This is a genomic window from Stenotrophomonas sp. YJH_SMC_82 (assembly GCF_059368875.1).
This window is the reverse complement of sequence record NZ_JCAFSE010000001.1, coordinates 1,558,986-1,576,253: the sequence shown is the minus strand read 5'-3', so window position 1 is coordinate 1,576,253 and position 17,268 is coordinate 1,558,986. Positions and strand designations below refer to the sequence as shown.

Below are 17,268 nucleotides of genomic sequence, written 5' to 3'. Positions count from 1 at the left end.
GCCCGGCTCAGCGCTGCAACAGCACCTGTTGCAGCGAGGGCAGCAGCACCCGGTTGCCATGCGCACTGAGATGATCGCCATCGAAGAACAGCGGCCGCCCATCGCGCTGGGCTGGACATAACGCGTCGTCGCACAGCGCCGGCATCGGGTCCCACAGCACGCCACCTGGCAGTCCATCGACCACCTGCTGCAGGCTGCCCAGCATGGGTGCCCGCAACGTTTCCATCGCGACGCGCGTGCTGTCCAGGCCGTTGCGGCAGACCTCGTTGCGGGCATTGAAGCGGTCCGAGCAGCGATAAGGAGGCGCTGGCAGCACTGGCTTGGGCGCCTCCAGCACGATGCGCACGCCACGCTCGGCCAGGGGTCTCCACTGCGCGACCGCCTCGGCCACTTCGGCGTCGCGTCCTGCCGCGGCCTCTGCCGTCAGTTCGCCCGCCAGCTGCGCCTGCGCATCGAACAGCACGAACTGATCGGAAAGGCGTGGCACGCGCAACGACACCAGCACCACGGCATCCCCCGGCTGCGCACGCCGCACGATATCGGCGAACACCGCGGCGTCGAAATCAGCGCAACCGGCACCGGCACCGCGCCACTTCTGCAGGCTCACCTGCGGGCATCCGCCGCGGCCATAGAGGGAGACCGCCGAGCCGGTTTCCAGGGCCAGTCGCTGCAGCAGCTCGATGTAGGCCATCGCATGCGAATCACCAGCAACGAACACCCGCTTCGGCGCGCCAACCGGTAGCGGGCGGTCGCAGTCTCCACGGGCAAAGGTGCGCGCACTACCGCCTTCGAAACGATGCTTGGCGACCACCAGTGCGCACTCGGGATAGTCACCGGCCACGCTCTTGCCATTGGGGTACCAATCGGCCGGATGCCGGCTGACCGTACTCAACGACAGCCGCGGCGCCTGCAGGTAGAGCACTGTCTGGATGCCGGCGGCGCACAGCAGTACGACCGCGCCGGCCAGCACCCAACGCCCGGGACGCAGGCGCTGCGCCAACGTGCCGCGGAACGGCTGTTCCACCCAGCGCCACGACAGCCATGACAGCAGCAGCACCAACGCCATCGCGGTGGTCATCTGCAAGGGTGTCTGCAGGCCCACGGTCCAGCGCATCAGCACGAACACCGGCCAGTGCCACAGGTACAGCGAGTACGACAGCAGGCCGATACGGCGCATCGGGGCGCTGGCCAACAGGCGCGCCACCCATGCCTGCGGATGATGATGCAGCGCCCACAGCAGGCCCGCGGTGGCGAAGGCCGGCAGCACGCCGTCAGGCCACGGTGACCGCCCGGCACGCGCGGACCACAACGCCCACCCCAGCAGGCCCAGCGCCACCATGGCCAGCAGGGAGAACACCGGCGCGGCGCGCTTCAGTGCCTGGCCGGTTGCCGGGTCCAGCGATTCGCGCACATGCAGCAGCTGGAACAGCAGCACGCCCACCCCCAGTTGCCAGAGGCGGGTGCTGGTGGCATAGAACGCCCACGATGGCGGCGCCTCGCGCAGACCCAGCACCGCCGCATGCAGCAGCGACGCCATGCTGACCAGGGCGAACAGGCCCAGGCTGATCCAGCGCCCGCGTGCACCGCGCGCCCAAGCCAGGAACAGCAGCGGGAACAGCAGGTAGAACTGCTCTTCCACGCCCAGCGACCAGGTGTGGGTGTAGGGATTGAATTCGGCCCTGGGTGCGAAATAGTCGTTGCCGATCGCTGCCAGCACCCAGTTGCTGAAGCCGAAGAACGCCATCAGTCCGGTCCTGTCACTGGCTTCGCTGAGCCAGGACTCGGGAATGAACAGCACGCTTGCCACGGCAGTCAGCAACAGGCAGGCCAACAGCGCCGGCGCGATGCGACGGATGCGGCGCGCATAGAAGCGCAGCATCGACTGCCCCAGCGACAGCGGCGGCAGCCGGTGTACCGACGCGCTGACCACGAAACCGGAGATGACGAAGAACACATCCACGCCGGTGAACCCGCCTGGCAACCAGGCCGGGTCCAGGTGGAACACGATGACGGCCAGCACGGCGATCGCGCGCAGGCCGTCAATGTGCGGCACGTAGCCACGGCTTGGATCAGCGGTCATCCCTACCCCCACGGCCGCGACGGCAGCGCGCCCGCGGCGGTCACGCGTTTACCAGACCAGGTCGTCCGGCACCTGGTACTGCGGGTCCGCGTACGGATCTTCCTCGGCCGGCGCATTCGGATCGACCTTCAGCGCCACCGATGCGGCGAACACCGCCTCGCACTGCGCCAGCACCTCGGCGGTCACCAGCAGGTAGCGGCCATTGAGCTGGACCACACCCAGCTCACCGGCGTTGAGCGCGGTCAGCTGTTCGGCGGTCACATAGATGCGCTTGATCTTGCCGCCGTAGGGGAAGTGGCGGGCAATGTCCGCCGCTTCGGCATTCAGGCCCTTGTCCTTCAGCAGTTCTTCCAGCTTGGTCTTGGCCTCGCGGCGCACACGCGCCTCTTCCTGCTTCAGGCGCTCGGTTTCGATGCGCTCTTCCTTTTCCTTCTGCGCGCGGATGGCGTAGGCCTTGGCCAGGTCCATCTCTTCTGCGCTGCGCGGCTTGCGCGGGCCCTGCTGGCCCGGGCCACGCGACTGGCCGGGCTTGCCCGGGCCGCCATGGCCAGGACCGCGACGCTGGCCGGGCTTGTGCTCGCCCTTGCCAGCGCCCTGCGGCTTTCCATTGCCGTTGCCACCCTTGCCCTGCGGGCGGCCATCACGGCGGGGGCCATCATTCTTGCGCTCTGGCTTGGGCGCAGGCTTGAAGCCCAGGCCCATCAGCTGGTCACGGAGGGTATCGCTCATAGGATTCGGATCAGTAGTGCGGCGGCGGCGGTTCGCTCGCCGGATCGGAAGAATTCAGCGCGTTGCGGACCTTGCCCAGATCTTCCAGCAGCACGCGCAGCACGTCGGCGTTGCGCATGCCCTGCATGCGGGCATCGGCCAGCGCATCGCTCAGTTCGGCCAGCGCCTGTTCCTGGAAGGACACGCGCATTTCCAGTTCGACCAGGCGCGCTTCCAGCGCCTGCTCGCGTTCGGTTGGCAGCAGATCAGACATGCAGCGAGCGCCCCCGGCCAATGCCGTAATACGCCAGGCCCGCTGCTTCCACGTCCGCCGGCTCGTACAGGTTGCGGCCGTCGAACACCACCGCGTCCTTCAACTGCTCGCGCAGCGTCTGGAAATCGGGGCTGCGGAACTGCTTCCACTCGGTCACCACGACCAGTGCATCGGCGCCCTGCAGCGCCTCGCTGGCATTGCTGCAGAACACCAGGTCATCGCGTTCACCGAAGATGCGCTGCGCCTCATGCATCGCTTCCGGATCGTAGGCACGCACCGTCGCACCGCCTTCCCACAGTTGCGCCAGCAGGCGTCGGCTGGAGGCTTCGCGCATGTCGTCGGTGTTTGGCTTGAATGCCAGGCCCCACACGGCAAAGGTCTTGCCACGCACGCCTTCGTCCTCGCCCTTGTCGTAATGGCGCTGGACCAGGGCGAACAGATGGCCCTTCTGCGCATCGTTGACCGCTTCCACGGCGTTCAGCAGTTTAGGCTCCAGGCCGGCCTGCTGCGCGGTGCGGGCCAGCGCCTGCACATCCTTGGGGAAGCACGAGCCACCATAGCCGGCGCCCGGGTAGATGAAATGCCAGCCGATGCGCGGATCCGAGCCGATGCCCTGGCGGACCTGCTCCACATCGGCGCCGACACGTTCGGCGATGTTGGCGATTTCGTTCATGAACGAGATCTTGGTCGCCAGCATCGCGTTGGCGGCGTACTTGGTCAGCTCGGCCGAACGCACGTCCATTTCCACCACGCGGTCGTGGTTGCGGTTGAACGGTGCATACAGGCGCCGCATCACCGCCACCGACTCGGCGCTGGTCGCACCGATGATGATGCGATCCGGACGCATGCAGTCGGCAACGGCGTCGCCTTCCTTCAGGAATTCCGGGTTGGACACCACGTCGAAGGCGATGTCGGCGCCACGTGCCGCCAGCTCTGCGGCAATGGCGGCACGGACCTTGTCGGCGGTGCCCACCGGCACCGTCGACTTGTTGACCACCACGGTCGGCACGCTCATGTGCTGGCCGATGGTGCGGGCCACGGCCAGCACGTACTGCAGATCAGCGCTGCCATCCTCGTCCGGCGGCGTGCCGACGGCGATGAACACGACCTGGCCGTGGCCGATCGCGGCTGCGGCATCGGTGGTGAACGTCAGCCGCGACGCGGCGTGATTGGCCTTCACCATCGGTTCCAGGCCCGGCTCATAGATCGGGATGATGCCCTGGTTGAGGCCATCGACCTTGGCCTGGTCGATATCGACGCAGACCACCTGGTGGCCGACATCGGCCAGGCAGGTACCGGTCACCAGCCCTACGTAACCGGTACCGAAAATCGCAACGCGCATGTCCGTGCTGGCTCCGTGGTCGCTTACGGCAGGACGCCCAGCAGCTCGACGTCGAACGTCAGAGTCGCGTTCGGGCCGATCGGGCCACCCGGGGTGCCGTTCTCACCGTAGGCGAGCTCGCCCGGGATCCAGAAGCGGTACTTCGAACCGACCGGCATCAGCGCGACGCCTTCGGTCCAGCCCTTGATCACCTGGTCCAGGCCGAACTCGGCCGGCTGACGACCATAGGAGCTGTCGAACACGGTGCCATTGAGCAGCTTGCCTTCGTAGTTCACGCGCACCTTGCTGCTCGGCAGCGGACGCTCGCCGCTGCCCGGGCGGATGACCTGGTACTGCAGGCCCGACGGGGTGGTCACCACGCCCGGCTGGGTCTTGTTCTTGGCCAGGAACGCATTGCCTTCCTCGCGGTTGGTCTGCGCGGCAGCGGCGGCCTTGGCCTGCATTTCGGCCTGCTTGCTGCCCATGAACGCCTGGATGGTGGCGGTCGCGTCAGCTTCCGTCATCTTCGGCTGACCCTTGCTCAGGCCGGTGCTGATCGCGTCAAACAGCGAGGCGACGTCGATGTCGTCCTTCAGCTGTGCCAGCGACGGGCCGACTGAGTAGGAACCGATCATCTGCGACACCTTGACGCGGTCGACCTTCGGCGGCTGCGAACCCGGCGCCATGCCCGGCACCTGCTGCCCGCTGCGGGCCATCACGACCTGACGCAGTGCGGCATCGGTGGCCTTGGCCTGTTCCTGGGTGATCTGCGGCTGCAGGCCTTCGAACGAACGTTCCACGGCGGTGCGCAGCGCGGCCACATCGATCTCATCGGCGATCGGGGTGAACGACTTGGCGACGTCCAGGCCGATGGCGTAGCCGAGCTTCTGCTTGGGGGAATTCAAGGTTGCGGTCTCCTTGGCGGCTGCGGGGGCAGCCGGTTGTTGCGACAGAGCGACACCCGAAGTGCCCATCGCCAGAATCAGAACCGACGCCGCGGCGCCGCGCATTCCCATCTTCATTCGCTGCATTCCTGGAAGTGTCTGGGCGCCGACGTCGGCGCGAAAAGAAGCATTGTCGCACGCATGCCGTCGATGTCGAGGCATCCGTGCCGGATATCAATGCGTAGGAGCGACGGCCAGCGCCTTGTCGATGGCGGCGGTCAGCTGTGGATCGTCCGGCGTCACCTTGCTGGCGAACTGGGCGATGACCTTGCCATCGCGGCCGACCAGATATTTGTGGAAGTTCCAGCCCGGCGCCACGCCGGTGGCTGCGGTCAACCGCTGGTACAGCGGCGTGGCCTCCGCACCGACGACGTGCACCTTCTCGAACATCGGGAACTTGACGCCATAGGTAAGCGTGCAGAAATCCTGGATCTGCTTCTCGTCACCCGGTTCCTGGCCCTTGAAATCGTTGGACGGGAAACCCAGCACGGCAAAGCCGCGGCCGGCATAACGCTTCTGCAGCGCCTCCAGGCCTTCGTACTGGGGGGTATAGCCGCACTTGCTTGCGGTATTGACCACCAGCAGCACCTGCCCGTGGTAGCGCTGCTGCAGGTTGACCTGCTGCTTGCTGGCCAGCGGGCGATAGTCCAGGTCCAGCAGATCGGCCGCCAGCACGTGGGCGGAACCGGCCAGGCCGGCCACCAGCAGGGTCAACAGGGACAGGCCGCGCAGTCGGCGCGGGACAACGGTCGGCAGGGGCATCGAGAGCAGTCCGCGGTAGCCATTCACAGGGCCGGCCGATAGCGGCCGGGAATCGGCCGAACTATAGCACCGGGCTCCGTTGCCCCTTGTTGCGGCGGGCGCCGGCGGCTTTGCGCGGCGTGGCCTTTCCCGGGAGGACCCACCCTCAACGGCGCAGGGATGACATAGCATGGACAACGCTGAATGGAAGGCAGGGCGTGATCGGCCCGCACGACAATTCCGTTTCCCTTTTCAATCAAGGGGATAAGGGGATATTTCAGCGGTTTGACCACCCCTGCCATCAGTTGGGCACGGCAAGGGGTTGCACGTGGGCGTGCCGGTGTTATAGTTGCATACAACACCAGTCACCTGAGACAGGGGGAGCCATGAACGCCCGGATCCGTCGCAACCTCGCCGCACCCGCGGCCGCTGCCGTTTCGACCCTGATCGTGCTGGCCTGGCTGGCCATGCCAACCGCTCCCGCCTCCGCCGACAGTGCGCAGGATGCATCCGTTTCGCCGGCCGGGAACGCCGATCCCTCCCCCTCTCCCCCGCGTCGGCTGCACAGCTCCCTGTCCATGCCGTATTTCTCGTTCGCACAGCCGCTGACCCCACGGAGCTGAATATGAGCGACATCCAGTGGAGCGACGGCGCTCCCATCTACCGTCAGTTGAAGGAGCGCGTGATCGCCATGATGCTCGACGGAATCCTCAAGCCGGGCGATGCCCTGCCTTCGGTGCGCCAGGTGGCCGCCGACTACCAGCTCAACCCCATCACCGTTTCGCGCGCTTACCAGGAACTGGCCGATGAAGGCCTGGTCGAGAAGCGCCGCGGCCTGGGCATGTTCATGACCGAGCAGGCGGCCACGCAGCTGCGCAGCAGCGAGCGCGAGCGCTTTCTCAACGAAGAATGGCCGGCGGTGCTGGAGCGCATCCAGCGCCTGGGCCTGAGCCTCGACGAATTGCTGCCCCAGGGGAAAGTCTGATGAATAGCACCGCAAGTGAACCGGTCATCACCGCCCGAGGCCTGCGCAAGGCCTACAAGACCACCGTGGCCCTCGACAATGCCAGCTTCAGCATTCCGAGCGGGCGCATCGTCGGCCTGATCGGGCCCAACGGCGCCGGCAAGACCACCGCGCTGAAGGCCATCCTCGGCCTGACCTCGGTGGAAGGTGAGTTGAGCGTGCTCGGCCGCGACCCGCGGCAGCACCGCGACGCGCTGATGAACGACATCTGCTTCATTGCCGACGTCGCCGTGCTGCCGCGCTGGCTGAAGGTCCGTGAAGCGATCGATTTCGTCGCCGGTGTCCATCCGCGCTTCGACCGTGCCCGCTGCGAGCGTTTCCTGGCCAACACCAAGCTGCAGCCGAAGCAGCGCGTGCGCGAACTGTCCAAGGGCATGATCGTGCAGCTGCACCTGGCGCTGGTGATGGCCATCGATGCGCGCATCCTGGTGCTGGACGAGCCCACCCTGGGCCTGGACATCCTGTACCGCAAGGAGTTCTACCAGCGCCTGCTGGAAGATTATTTCGACGAACAGAAGACCATCATCGTCACCACCCACCAGGTGGAGGAGATCGAGCACATCCTCAGCGACGTCATGTTCATCCGTGATGGTCGCATCGTGCTCGATGCAGAAATGGACGATGTCGGCCAGCGCTACACCGAGCTTCTGGTCAACGCCGACCAGCTGGAGACCGCGCGTGCGCTGAAGCCGATCGACGAGCGCAGCCTGACGTTCGGCAAGACCGTAATGCTGTTCGACGGTGTGCCGCGCACCCAGCTCTCCACCCTTGGCGAGACCCGCAGCCCGGGCCTGGCCGATCTGTTCGTCGCCATCATGAAGGGGACCTACGCATGACTGCCGTCAACCACCCCGTCAGCCCGATGGGCACCCTGCGCTGGCTGCTCAAGCGCGAGTACTGGGAGAACCGTGGCGGTTTCCTGTATGCGCCGCTGATCGCCGGCCTGATCTCGCTGGTGATGAGCACCGTCGGCATCGCCTTCGGCCTGTTTGCACTGAACCGTGCAGCACGCAACGGCGCACTGCATGTCGACGGCGAGAGCGTGAACATCAACGGCCTGGACCTGGCCCTGCTGACCCGCGACATCAGCGCCAAGGACCTGGCCGACCTCGGCAACGGCCTCGACCTGACCCTGGTGCTCAGCTCGGCCTGGCCGTTCCTGGTGCTGGCCTTCGTGGTGTTCTTCTACTGCCTGGGCGCCCTGTACGACGACCGTCGCGACCGCAGCATCCTGTTCTGGAAGTCGCTGCCGCTGTCGGACACCCAGACCGTGCTGTCCAAGGTGATCAGCGCACTGGTCGTGGCCCCGATGATCGCGGTGATCGCCGGCATCATCACCATGTTCGGCTTCATGCTGGTGATCAGCATCGTCGCGCTGATGCACGGTGGCAGCCCGATGACCCTGATCTGGGGTCCGGCCAGCCCGTTGACCCTGGCCGCCGGTCACCTGGCCTGGATTCCGGTCTACGCCCTGTGGGCCCTGCCCACCGCCGGCTGGCTGCTGCTGTGCTCAGCCTGGGCCCGTACCAAACCGTTCCTGTGGGCGGTGATGCTGCCGCTGTTCGCCGGCGTCATTGTCAGCACCACCAAGGTGATGCCGTTGATCGGCCTGACCACCGGCTGGTTCTGGCAGAACATCGTTGGCCGACTGCTGCTGGGCGGCGTGCCGGGCACCGACCTGGTGTATCGCCTCAGCGCCGAGGAAGGCACGCGTCGCGATCTCGAATCGGTGGTCAGCCTGATGTCGCCGGCCTCGCAGCTGAAGTCGCTGGCGATGCCGGAACTATGGATCGGTGCCGCCGTCGGTGTCGTGTTCATCGTCCTCGCCATCCGCCTGCGCAAGCGCGCCGGCGAGATCTGATTCCATCCGTCCCGGAGGCACCACCCATGCGTTCCCTGCTCGCCTGTTCTGCGTTGTTGCTGTTGCCTCTGTCGGCGCTGGCCGCCGATGCTCCGAACTGCAAGTTCACCGCCGCCCGCACGCTGAAGCTGGATGTGGCCGGCGCCAAGGCGGTGGTGCTGGAGGTGAACCAGCATGACCTGAAGGTCGTCGCCAGCAAGGGCGGTGGCCAGCTCGATGGCCGCGCCTGCGCCTCCAGCCAGGAATGGCTGGACCAGCTGGTACTGGAGCAGCGCAGGGAAGGCGACAAGCTGGTCGTCAGCCTGCGCCGCGACGGCCGCCACAGCGGCATCAGCCTGGGCAACAGCTATGCGTGGCTCGACATCCGCGGCAGCGTGCCCGACAACCTGCCCCTGCAGCTCAAGGTCGGCTCCGGCGATGCCAGCGTGGACAACGCCCAATCGCTCAGCGTGGACGTCGGCTCGGGCGACGCGATCGTTCGCGGCACCCGCGGCAGCATCCACGCAGCGGTGGGTTCGGGTGACCTGGACATCGACGGTGGCGGCTCGCTGAACCTGCTGTCGCTCGGCTCCGGCGACGTCAAGGCGCGCAACATTGGCGGCGATGCGGTCACCGGCACCGTCGGCTCCGGTGACCTGAAGATCAGCGATGTCCGCGGCAACGCCCGGCTGGACACGGTCGGTTCCGGCGACATCGGGTTCAAGCGCGTGCAAGGCAACGTCGAGGTCGGCGTGGTCGGCTCGGGCGATGTCGATCTGTCCGACATCGGCGGCAACGTGCACGTGCGCAGCCATGGTTCGGGTGACATCCAGGTCGACGGCGTGCGCGGCAGCCTGACCGTCGACCACAGCGGCAGCGGCGATGTCGGCCACCGCAACGTCGGCGGCACGGTCACCCTGCCCCGCAACAAGTAGCCGCCACCGGACCAATTCGAGGGAGTTGCCATGAACCTGCTGCGCCTGCTGCCTGCCACCCTGCTGTGCCTGCCGCTGATCGCCTGCGGCGGCACTTCTTCCACGCCCGACAAGACCGTCGGCAAAAGCGTCGCCGAAGCCACCAGCGGCGTCGGCCAGACCGTCAAGGAGGCCATGGTTGATGCCCGGAAGGACATTACCCAGGGCAACATCAACATCTCCGCCGACAAGCAGCCGCGTGCGGAGATCACGCCGGATGGCCACCTGCTGATCGACGGCAAGGACGTGCCGGCCAACGAGGCCCAGCGACAGCGGTTGCTGGAGTACCGCGGCCACGTCGTCGCCATTGCGATGGACGGCATGGATGTCGGCCTGGCCGGCGCCAAGCTCGGCGCCAGCGCTGCCGGAGAGGCACTGAAGGGCATCTTCAGCGGCGACAGCGAAGGCATCGAGAAGCGGATCAATGCCGAGGCCGAGAAGATCGAAGCCCAGGCCAAGCGCATCTGCAACCGCTTGCCGGCGATGCTGGCCAGCCAGCAGGCACTGGCGCGCGAGCTGCCGGCGTTCAAGCCCTACGCAACGATGGACCAGAGTGACGTCGACGACTGCGGCAAGGACACCGTGGTCCAACGCTAGGCCTGTGACAGATCAGCGCACCCGGCCGGCAGCGGCGCCCCGCTGCCGGCCGTCGTGCGCCGGCCGGCTTACAATGGCGGCCCCGGAGGCCCCCGAACCGAATGCCATGAAGAAGTTGTTCCTGCTGCTGGCCGCCCTGCTCTGCCTGGGCCTGGTCGGCTGTGACAAGGATTACCGCAACCACCGCGCCGAGCGCGGCAAGCCAAAGATCTCCGTCAGCGAAGGCATGGTCACTGTGCGTCGCCCGCCGGCGCCGAACATCATCATCCTCGGCGATGGTTCGATGAAGGTGGACGAGATCCAGATTCCGCTGGACGAGGCACAGAAGCAGATGCTGCAGACCATGTTCGGCAAGCTGCAGGTGCTGCGCCAGAACACCCTGGTCGCCGCCCCGGCCGATCCCAACATGCAGCCGGTGAAGATCCAGCCGCCGGAAGGCATGGAAGTGATCCCGGCCGACCTGGTCCAGCGCATCCCCGAGTTCAAGGACTACACCGACACCTTCGGCAACATCGTCGCCGACCGTCGCTGAAAAAACGCCGCCCCTGGGCGGCGTTTCCTCTTGTAGAACCGAGCCCATGCTCGGCCCAGGTCCAGGAAGCAACCGAGCATGGGCTCGGCCCTACGACCGGCAGATCAACCGCCGCCGCCACCGCCCCCCGCGTGGATGCCACCGGCAGTCAGTGCGGCCGGGTCCAGCAGGCGGCGCAGCTCGGCTTCATCCAGGCCGCTGTCCTCCAGCGCGACATCCAGCACCGGACGCTGCTCCTTGTAGGCACGCTTGGCAATCGCCGCCGCCTTCTCGTAGCCGATGATCGGGTTCAGCGCGGTGACCAGGATCGGGTTGCGCGCCAATGCTTCGGCAACGCGATCCTCACGCACCTTCAGCCCGGCAATCGCGCTGTCGGCCAGCAGGCGCGACACATTGGCCAGCAGGCCAATGCCATCCAGCAGGTTCACCGCGATCAGCGGCAGGGTGACATTGAGCTGGAAGTTGCCGGTCTGCCCGGCCACGGTGATCGCGGTGTGGTGGCCGATCACCTGCGCGCAGGCCATCACCGTCGCTTCCGGAATCACCGGGTTGACCTTGCCCGGCATGATCGAGCTGCCCGGCTGCAGCGCCGGCAGTTCGATCTCGCCCAGCCCGGCCAGCGGACCGGCGTTCATCCAGCGAAGATCGTTGGCGATCTTGATCAGCGCCACCGCCAGTGCATTGAGCTGGCCCGACAGTTCCACCGCGTCATCCTGCGCGGCCAGGCCCTCGAACTTGTTCTCGGCGCTGTCGAACTTGAACCCGGTCTGCTGCTTCAACGCCTTGGCCACCTGCGCGCCGAAGCGCGGGTCGGCATTGATGCCGGTACCGATGGCGGTGCCGCCCAGCGGCAGCCGGCGCACACGCTTGAGGCTGTCTTCGATGCGTTCCTGTGCCGAGGCCAGCTGTGCCGACCATGCGCCGAACTCCTGCTCGAAGGTCAGCGGCATCGCATCCATCAGGTGCGTGCGGCCGGTCTTGACCACCTTGCGCAGGCTGCGGCCCTTCTTGTCGAGGGTCTTGCGCAGGTGCACCAGCGCCGGCAGCAGCTGCTCATGTGCCGCCAGTACCGCCGATACGCGCAACGCGGTCGGGATCACGTCATTGGAGCTCTGCCCCTGGTTGACGTGGTCATTGGGGTGCACCGCGGTCTTGCCCGCCTTGCCGGCACGGTTGGCCAGGGTGGCGATGACCTCGTTGGCATTCATGTTCGAGGACGTGCCAGAACCGGTCTGGTAGACGTCGATCGGGAACTGCGCGTCCCAGGTGCCGGCGGCCACTTCGGCGGCAGCGGTCTGGATGGCCTTGGCCACGTTCTTGGGCAGATGGCCCAGCTCGGCGTTGACGCCAGCGGCAGCGCCCTTGACCAGGCCCAGGGCACGGATGAAACCGCGCGGCATGCGCTGGCCCGACACCGGGAAATTCTGCACGGCACGCTGGGTCTGCGCGCCCCACAGGGCGTCGGCAGGCACCTGCAGCTCGCCCATGCTGTCGTGTTCGATTCTGAAACCCTTGCTTGCAGCTCTGCTCATTGCATCAACTCCGCACTACTTCAGTTGGGGAAAGGGAAGCGGCGGCTGGCAGGGTGTCGCTTCCCGGGCTGGCGGCTGCGCCAACGATACTCCCTTGCCCGCAGCGTGGGATGACGAGGACGGGCCAGATCGTTCCGTCCGCAGGGCCGTGTTGTAGAGCCGAGCCCATGCTCGGCTGCCCGCGGGGCGCCGGATTCTCCGAAGCAGCCGAGCGTGGGCTCGGCTCTACAGGGCACGCCCCGCCGGCACGTCGTAGAATATCGGCCCCGCCGCTCGTCCCAGCCCTGCCGACATGTCCGATTCCGCCCTGCTCGCCCTGTCCCCGCTCGATGGCCGCTATGCCGGCAAGGTCGACGCCCTGCGCCCGATCTTCTCCGAGTACGGCCTGATCAAGGCCCGCATCACGGTCGAGGTGGAATGGCTGCTGGCCCTGGCCGCCGAGCCGGGCATCGTCGAACTGGCTCCGTTCTCCGACGCTGCCATCGCCCGCCTGCGCGCGCTGGCCGCCAGCTTCAGCCCGGCCCAGGCCGCGCGCGTGAAGGAGATCGAGCGCACCACCAACCATGACGTCAAGGCGGTGGAGTACTTCATCAAGGAACAGCTGAAGGACGACGCCGAGCTGGCCCCGGCGCTGGAATTCGTGCATTTCGCCTGCACCAGCGAAGACATCAACAACCTCAGCTACGGCCTGATGCTGGAACAGGCGCGCCGCGAGGTGCTGTTGCCGACCCTGGACGGCATCGCCAGCACCCTGCGCACCCTGGCCCACGCCGAGGCTGGCCAGCCGATGCTGTCGCGCACCCACGGCCAGACCGCCTCGCCGACCACCCTGGGCAAGGAGCTGGCCAACGTGGTCGCGCGCCTGGAGCGCCAGCGCCGGCAGATTGCCGCGGTCGAACTGACCGGCAAGATCAACGGCGCGGTGGGCAACTACAACGCCCACATCGCCAGCTACCCGGACGTGGACTGGCCAGCCTTCGCCGAGCGCTTCGTGACCGGCCTGGGCCTGGTGTTCAACCCGTACACCACGCAGATCGAGCCGCACGACAACATCGCCGAGATCGGTGATGCCGCACGCCGCGCCAACATCATCCTGATCGACCTGGCCCGTGACATCTGGGGCTACGTTTCGCTGGGCTACTTCAAGCAGCGCCTGAAGGAAGGCGAAGTTGGTTCGTCGACGATGCCGCACAAGGTCAACCCGATCGATTTCGAGAATGCGGAAGGCAACTTCGGCATCGCCAACGCGCTGTTCGAGCACTTCAGCGCGAAGCTGCCGATCAGCCGCTGGCAGCGTGACCTGACCGATTCCACCGTGCTGCGTGCGCTGGGCACCGCGTTCGGCCACAGCCAGGTGGCACTGGATTCGCTGGCCAAGGGCCTGGGCAAGCTGGAAGTGAACCCGCAGCGCCTGGATGCCGATCTGGACGCGGCCTGGGAAGTGCTGGCCGAGGCCGTGCAGACGGTGATGCGCCGCCACGGCCTGCCGAACCCGTACGAGCAGCTGAAGGCGCTGACCCGCGGCCAGGGCATCACCGCCGAGTCGATGCGTGCGTTCGTGCAGGGGCTGGAGCTGCCGACGGATGCGAAGCAGCGCCTGCTGGAGATGACCCCGGGCAGCTACACCGGCCTGGCTGAGTCGCTGGCGAAGAAGATTTAAGGGGATTCCTTTGCGGCGGCGGCCGCGGGCGCTGCCTGCGGCAGGCAACGGCAACGGCAACGGCAACGGCAATAGCAACGTCAAGAGCGGCTCTGGATTGCTGCTAGCTGGGTGGGGCGGGAGGGGCCAGCGGGACACGCCGTGAACCCATCCATGGGGGCTCGATGGCGCCATCCATGGCGCCAACGGTCCCGCTGGCCCCTCCCGCCCCACCTCTGGCAGATTCCCGGTGACGGATCGAAGAGCATTGGGTTGTCGGGACGGAATTTGAAAGAGGGACGCGGCTTCGCCGCGTCCGTCTTTGTTTGAGGGTCTTTTGTAGAGCCGAGCCCGTGCTCGGCTGCTTTTGGGCGTGGGCAACAGCAAGCCGAGCGTGGGCTCGGCTCTACAAGGGCATGAGCAAGCGCAGCGCGCGACCCGCTGTTGCCTTTGATCTTCTTCTTTCCATTCCGTGGCGGGCCGCGCAGGAAACTGTCAGGGGCCGGCTTTTGCTTTCAGCGACCAACCCAGACCCCGCCACGAGGGGCTCCGCCGTTGGCCGGACACCCCGCGACAAACCACCGCACGTGCGCAATCCCGACGAACGGCGGACAATGGAACCCTTGGCGGCTCGCCACGCCGCCCCTCCCGCTTTCCGCTGCAAGGATTCCCCCATGGCCGCCCGCAAGTCCTCCGCCCCCCTGATCGAAGTCACCGCCCGCCCTGGCCAGCCGCTCGGCATGGCGCCGGCCACCTTCCTGCGCGACTTCTGGCAGAAGCGCCCGCTGCTGATCCGCAATGCCTTTCCGGATTTCCAGACCCCGGTACAGCCGGAAGACCTGGCCGGGCTGGCCTGCGAGGAAGGTGTGCTGGCGCGCCTGATCGAGCACGACAAGGCCCAGGACGGCTGGCGCGTGCGCACCGGCCCGTTCCAGGAAGACGTGTTCCCCGCCCTGCCCGACCACGACTGGACCCTGCTGGTGCAGGACGTGGACAAGTGGGACCCGGACGTGCGCGCCCTGATCCAACACTTCAGCTTCCTGCCGCGCTGGCGCATGGATGACGTGATGATCAGCTTCGCCGCCACCGGCGGCTCGGTCGGCGCCCATGTCGACCAGTACGACGTGTTCCTGCTGCAGGCCCACGGCCACCGCCGCTGGCAGATCGATGCCAGCGAATCGATCAAGGGCAGGCAGCCGCCGCTGGGCTTCCGCCCGGACGTGGAGCTGAAGCTGCTGAAGGTGTTCAAGCCCACCCACGACTGGGTGCTGGCGCCGGGCGACATGCTGTACCTGCCGCCGAACGTGCCGCACCACGGCGTCGCCGAAGACCCCTGCCTGACCTTCTCGTTCGGCATGCGTGCGCCGTCTTCTGCCGAGCTGATCAGCGACTATCTGGACACCCTGATCGCCGATGCCGATGAGAACATCCGCTACCAGGATGCCGACCTGAAGGTGCCGGCCGACCCGAACGAAATCGACACGGTGGCGATGGCGCGGGTGATCACCGCCCTCAACGCCATCCGCATGAATGACCCGGACAAGCTGGGTGACTGGTTCGGCCGCTTCATCACCACCTACCGCGCCGCCGGCGAAGTAATGGCCCACCAGGCCGCGCCGGCCGCGGAGCAAGTGGTCGAAGCGCTGGCCTCGGGCATGCTGCTGCAGCGCCACCCGTGGGCCCGCCTGGCCTGGCGCCGGGCCAAGCGTGGCGCCAGCCTGTATGTCAGCGGCCAGGACTTCGCGCTGCCGGTAAAGGACGCGCAGCGCCTGGCCGGCGCCGAGCAGCTCGACGCCGCCGCCTATCGCGGCCTGTCCGACAAGGGACGTGCCGTGGTCCAGCAGCTGCTGGTCGGGGGTGTGTTCCAGCTGATCGACCCGAATGAGGTGTACGAGGCCGAAGACGAGGAAGACAGCGAGGATGCCGTGGTGCTCGGCGAGGTCGTCGAAGGCCGCGACCGCGTCGAGGCGATCGACGCCGACGCGGTGTCCGACGATGTCCACTCCGTGACCGTGCACGACGACGGTATCGAGGTCATCGTCAACTTCGAGGACGACGACGAAGACGACAGCACCGGCCGGGCCTGAGCCATCGTCATGATCCGGGTCCAGCAGGTCAGCCACGCCGACGCCCACGTTGCCATCCACGACGTGCGCCAACGCGTGTTCGTGCAGGAACAGGGCATCGCCGCCGAGCTGGAACGCGATGCGCTGGACCCGGTCAGTGCCCATGTGCTGGCGCTGGACAGTGACGGCCAGCCGGTCGGCACCGGCAGGCTGGCTCCGGACGGCCGCATCGGCCGCATGGCCGTGCTGGCCACCCATCGCAGCAACGGGGTCGGCGAGGCCCTGCTGGCGGCCCTGGTCGAGGCCGGGCGCCGGCTCGGCCTGGCCGAACTGCACCTGCACGCCCAGCTGCCCGCGCGCGATTTCTATGCACGCCAGGGCTTCCTGCCCGAGGGCGAGGTGTTCGAGGAAGCCGGCATCGGACACCAGCAGATGCGCCGCCGGCTGGGCGTGGCCAGCGCCATCGACAGCCGCGCCGAGGCGGTGGCGATCACCACGGCCATCATCCACCGCGCCCGTCGCCAGCTGTGGCTGCACAGCCGCCAACTGGACCCGGGGCTGCTCGATGCGCCCCCGGTACAGTCCGCCCTGCGCCGCTTCGTCACCGCCCGCCACGACAAGCAGCTGCGGGTGATCGTGCACGACGCCGCCGCGATCGCGTCTGCCGGGTCGCCGCTGCTGGTGCTGGCCCAGCGCCTGCCCAGCGTGATCCAGTTCCGCGAGGTCAGCGATCCGGTCGACCGCGCGCTGGCCTCGGCCTGCCTGCTCAACGATGCGGGCGACTTCTACTTTCGTCTGATCGGCCATCGCCTCGACGGCGAGGCCGGCATCGCGCTGCCAGCACGTTCGCAGCCGTTCGAGCAGCAATTGCAGCGTGTCTGGGACCGTTCGCGCGTCTGCAGCGAACTGCGTGCGCTCGGCATCTGAGTCGGCACAGCCGACCGAACCTGTCTGGAACCGGCACCGGCGGACGCGGGATACCTGTGGTGGTGCCCC

16 protein-coding genes are annotated in these 17,268 nt (G+C 67.2%); 9 read left to right on the top strand and 7 right to left on the bottom strand.

Features of this window, described 5'->3' with window-relative positions:
- Positions 1-7 precede the first annotated feature (7 nt).
- From AC5P53_RS07075 to AC5P53_RS07050, 6 genes are all read right to left on the bottom strand, one after another.
- On the bottom strand, positions 8-2,080 hold the full coding sequence (locus AC5P53_RS07075) for an acyltransferase family protein (RefSeq protein ID WP_241887795.1): 2,073 nt from the start codon (positions 2,078-2,080) through the stop codon (positions 8-10).
- A 48-nt stretch (positions 2,081-2,128) separates the two neighbouring features.
- A complete protein-coding gene (locus tag AC5P53_RS07070) occupies positions 2,129-2,809 on the bottom strand; it encodes a DUF2058 domain-containing protein (RefSeq protein WP_111207023.1) in 681 nt (226 codons plus the stop codon).
- A 10-nt stretch (positions 2,810-2,819) separates the two neighbouring features.
- A complete protein-coding gene (locus AC5P53_RS07065) occupies positions 2,820-3,062 on the bottom strand; it encodes a SlyX family protein (protein ID WP_005410256.1) in 243 nt (80 codons plus the stop codon).
- A complete protein-coding gene (locus AC5P53_RS07060) occupies positions 3,055-4,404 on the bottom strand; it encodes a UDP-glucose dehydrogenase family protein (protein WP_014647687.1) in 1,350 nt (449 codons plus the stop codon). The genes AC5P53_RS07065 and AC5P53_RS07060 overlap by 8 nt, the downstream gene beginning before the upstream one ends.
- Positions 4,405-4,427: 23 nt before the next feature.
- Positions 4,428-5,405: an FKBP-type peptidyl-prolyl cis-trans isomerase gene (locus AC5P53_RS07055; RefSeq protein ID WP_032962085.1), complete on the bottom strand. Its 978-nt coding sequence runs from the start codon at positions 5,403-5,405 to the stop codon at positions 4,428-4,430.
- Between the two features lie 96 nt (positions 5,406-5,501).
- Positions 5,502-6,089 carry a glutathione peroxidase gene (locus AC5P53_RS07050; RefSeq protein WP_014647689.1) on the bottom strand — a complete coding sequence of 196 codons (588 nt, stop codon included), beginning with the start codon at positions 6,087-6,089 and terminating at the stop codon, positions 5,502-5,504.
- Positions 6,090-6,693: 604 nt separating this feature from the next.
- On the opposite strand from AC5P53_RS07050, the gene AC5P53_RS07045 reads away from it, so the two are divergent.
- From AC5P53_RS07045 to AC5P53_RS07020, 6 genes are all read left to right on the top strand, one after another.
- Positions 6,694-7,053, top strand: coding sequence for a GntR family transcriptional regulator (locus AC5P53_RS07045; RefSeq protein ID WP_005410261.1), 360 nt, complete (start codon positions 6,694-6,696; stop codon positions 7,051-7,053).
- Positions 7,053-7,928, top strand: a complete 876-nt coding sequence (locus AC5P53_RS07040) for an ABC transporter ATP-binding protein (RefSeq protein WP_014647691.1) — start codon at positions 7,053-7,055, stop codon at positions 7,926-7,928. The genes AC5P53_RS07045 and AC5P53_RS07040 overlap by 1 nt, the downstream gene beginning before the upstream one ends.
- A complete protein-coding gene (locus AC5P53_RS07035; RefSeq protein ID WP_014647692.1) occupies positions 7,925-8,953 on the top strand; it encodes an ABC-2 transporter permease in 1,029 nt (342 codons plus the stop codon). Before AC5P53_RS07040 ends, AC5P53_RS07035 begins: the two co-directional genes overlap by 4 nt.
- Positions 8,954-8,979: 26 nt before the next feature.
- Positions 8,980-9,867: a GIN domain-containing protein gene (locus AC5P53_RS07030; RefSeq protein WP_014647693.1), complete on the top strand. Its 888-nt coding sequence runs from the start codon at positions 8,980-8,982 to the stop codon at positions 9,865-9,867.
- Between the two features lie 30 nt (positions 9,868-9,897).
- The gene (locus AC5P53_RS07025) at positions 9,898-10,503 is read left to right on the top strand and encodes a YggN family protein (RefSeq protein ID WP_049442450.1); all 606 of its coding nucleotides are present in this window, start codon (positions 9,898-9,900) and stop codon (positions 10,501-10,503) included.
- 106 nt (positions 10,504-10,609) lie between these two features.
- Positions 10,610-11,035, top strand: a complete 426-nt coding sequence (locus AC5P53_RS07020) for a hypothetical protein (RefSeq protein ID WP_014647695.1) — start codon at positions 10,610-10,612, stop codon at positions 11,033-11,035.
- 104 nt (positions 11,036-11,139) lie between these two features.
- Here AC5P53_RS07020 and AC5P53_RS07015 read toward each other — a convergent pair whose 3' ends face one another.
- Entirely contained in the window at positions 11,140-12,567 is a 1,428-nt protein-coding gene (locus AC5P53_RS07015) for a class II fumarate hydratase (RefSeq protein WP_032962093.1), read from the bottom strand.
- Positions 12,568-12,859: 292 nt separating this feature from the next.
- Between AC5P53_RS07015 and purB the strand changes: the two genes are divergently transcribed.
- The 3 genes from purB (at position 12,860) to AC5P53_RS07000 (ending at position 17,199) form a co-directional block, all read left to right on the top strand.
- Complete coding sequence (gene purB / locus AC5P53_RS07010; protein WP_111207021.1) at positions 12,860-14,227, top strand: adenylosuccinate lyase; 1,368 nt, start codon at positions 12,860-12,862, stop codon at positions 14,225-14,227.
- A gap of 653 nt (positions 14,228-14,880) precedes the next feature.
- The gene (locus AC5P53_RS07005; RefSeq protein WP_049420425.1) at positions 14,881-16,293 is read left to right on the top strand and encodes a ribosomal protein uL16 3-hydroxylase; all 1,413 of its coding nucleotides are present in this window, start codon (positions 14,881-14,883) and stop codon (positions 16,291-16,293) included.
- A 9-nt stretch (positions 16,294-16,302) separates the two neighbouring features.
- Positions 16,303-17,199 (top strand): GNAT family N-acetyltransferase, encoded by an 897-nt coding sequence (locus tag AC5P53_RS07000; RefSeq protein ID WP_241887537.1) that lies wholly within the window; start codon positions 16,303-16,305, stop codon positions 17,197-17,199.
- Positions 17,200-17,268 lie beyond the last annotated feature (69 nt).

Excerpts from the sequence above, each read along its gene's own strand:
- AC5P53_RS07075 (WP_241887795.1), bottom strand. The coding sequence starts at position 2,080 with ATGACCGCTGATCCAAGCCGTGGCTACGTGCCGCACATTGACGGCCTG.
- AC5P53_RS07070 (WP_111207023.1), bottom strand. The coding sequence starts at position 2,809 with ATGAGCGATACCCTCCGTGACCAGCTGATGGGCCTGGGCTTCAAGCCT.
- AC5P53_RS07065 (WP_005410256.1), bottom strand. The coding sequence starts at position 3,062 with ATGTCTGATCTGCTGCCAACCGAACGCGAGCAGGCGCTGGAAGCGCGC.
- AC5P53_RS07060 (WP_014647687.1), bottom strand. The coding sequence starts at position 4,404 with ATGCGCGTTGCGATTTTCGGTACCGGTTACGTAGGGCTGGTGACCGGT.
- AC5P53_RS07055 (WP_032962085.1), bottom strand. The coding sequence starts at position 5,405 with ATGAAGATGGGAATGCGCGGCGCCGCGGCGTCGGTTCTGATTCTGGCG.
- AC5P53_RS07050 (WP_014647689.1), bottom strand. The coding sequence starts at position 6,089 with ATGCCCCTGCCGACCGTTGTCCCGCGCCGACTGCGCGGCCTGTCCCTG.
- AC5P53_RS07045 (WP_005410261.1), top strand. The coding sequence starts at position 6,694 with ATGAGCGACATCCAGTGGAGCGACGGCGCTCCCATCTACCGTCAGTTG.
- AC5P53_RS07040 (WP_014647691.1), top strand. The coding sequence starts at position 7,053 with ATGAATAGCACCGCAAGTGAACCGGTCATCACCGCCCGAGGCCTGCGC.
- AC5P53_RS07035 (WP_014647692.1), top strand. The coding sequence starts at position 7,925 with ATGACTGCCGTCAACCACCCCGTCAGCCCGATGGGCACCCTGCGCTGG.
- AC5P53_RS07030 (WP_014647693.1), top strand. The coding sequence starts at position 8,980 with ATGCGTTCCCTGCTCGCCTGTTCTGCGTTGTTGCTGTTGCCTCTGTCG.
- AC5P53_RS07025 (WP_049442450.1), top strand. The coding sequence starts at position 9,898 with ATGAACCTGCTGCGCCTGCTGCCTGCCACCCTGCTGTGCCTGCCGCTG.
- AC5P53_RS07020 (WP_014647695.1), top strand. The coding sequence starts at position 10,610 with ATGAAGAAGTTGTTCCTGCTGCTGGCCGCCCTGCTCTGCCTGGGCCTG.
- AC5P53_RS07015 (WP_032962093.1), bottom strand. The coding sequence starts at position 12,567 with ATGAGCAGAGCTGCAAGCAAGGGTTTCAGAATCGAACACGACAGCATG.
- purB (WP_111207021.1), top strand. The coding sequence starts at position 12,860 with ATGTCCGATTCCGCCCTGCTCGCCCTGTCCCCGCTCGATGGCCGCTAT.
- AC5P53_RS07005 (WP_049420425.1), top strand. The coding sequence starts at position 14,881 with ATGGCCGCCCGCAAGTCCTCCGCCCCCCTGATCGAAGTCACCGCCCGC.
- AC5P53_RS07000 (WP_241887537.1), top strand. The coding sequence starts at position 16,303 with ATGATCCGGGTCCAGCAGGTCAGCCACGCCGACGCCCACGTTGCCATC.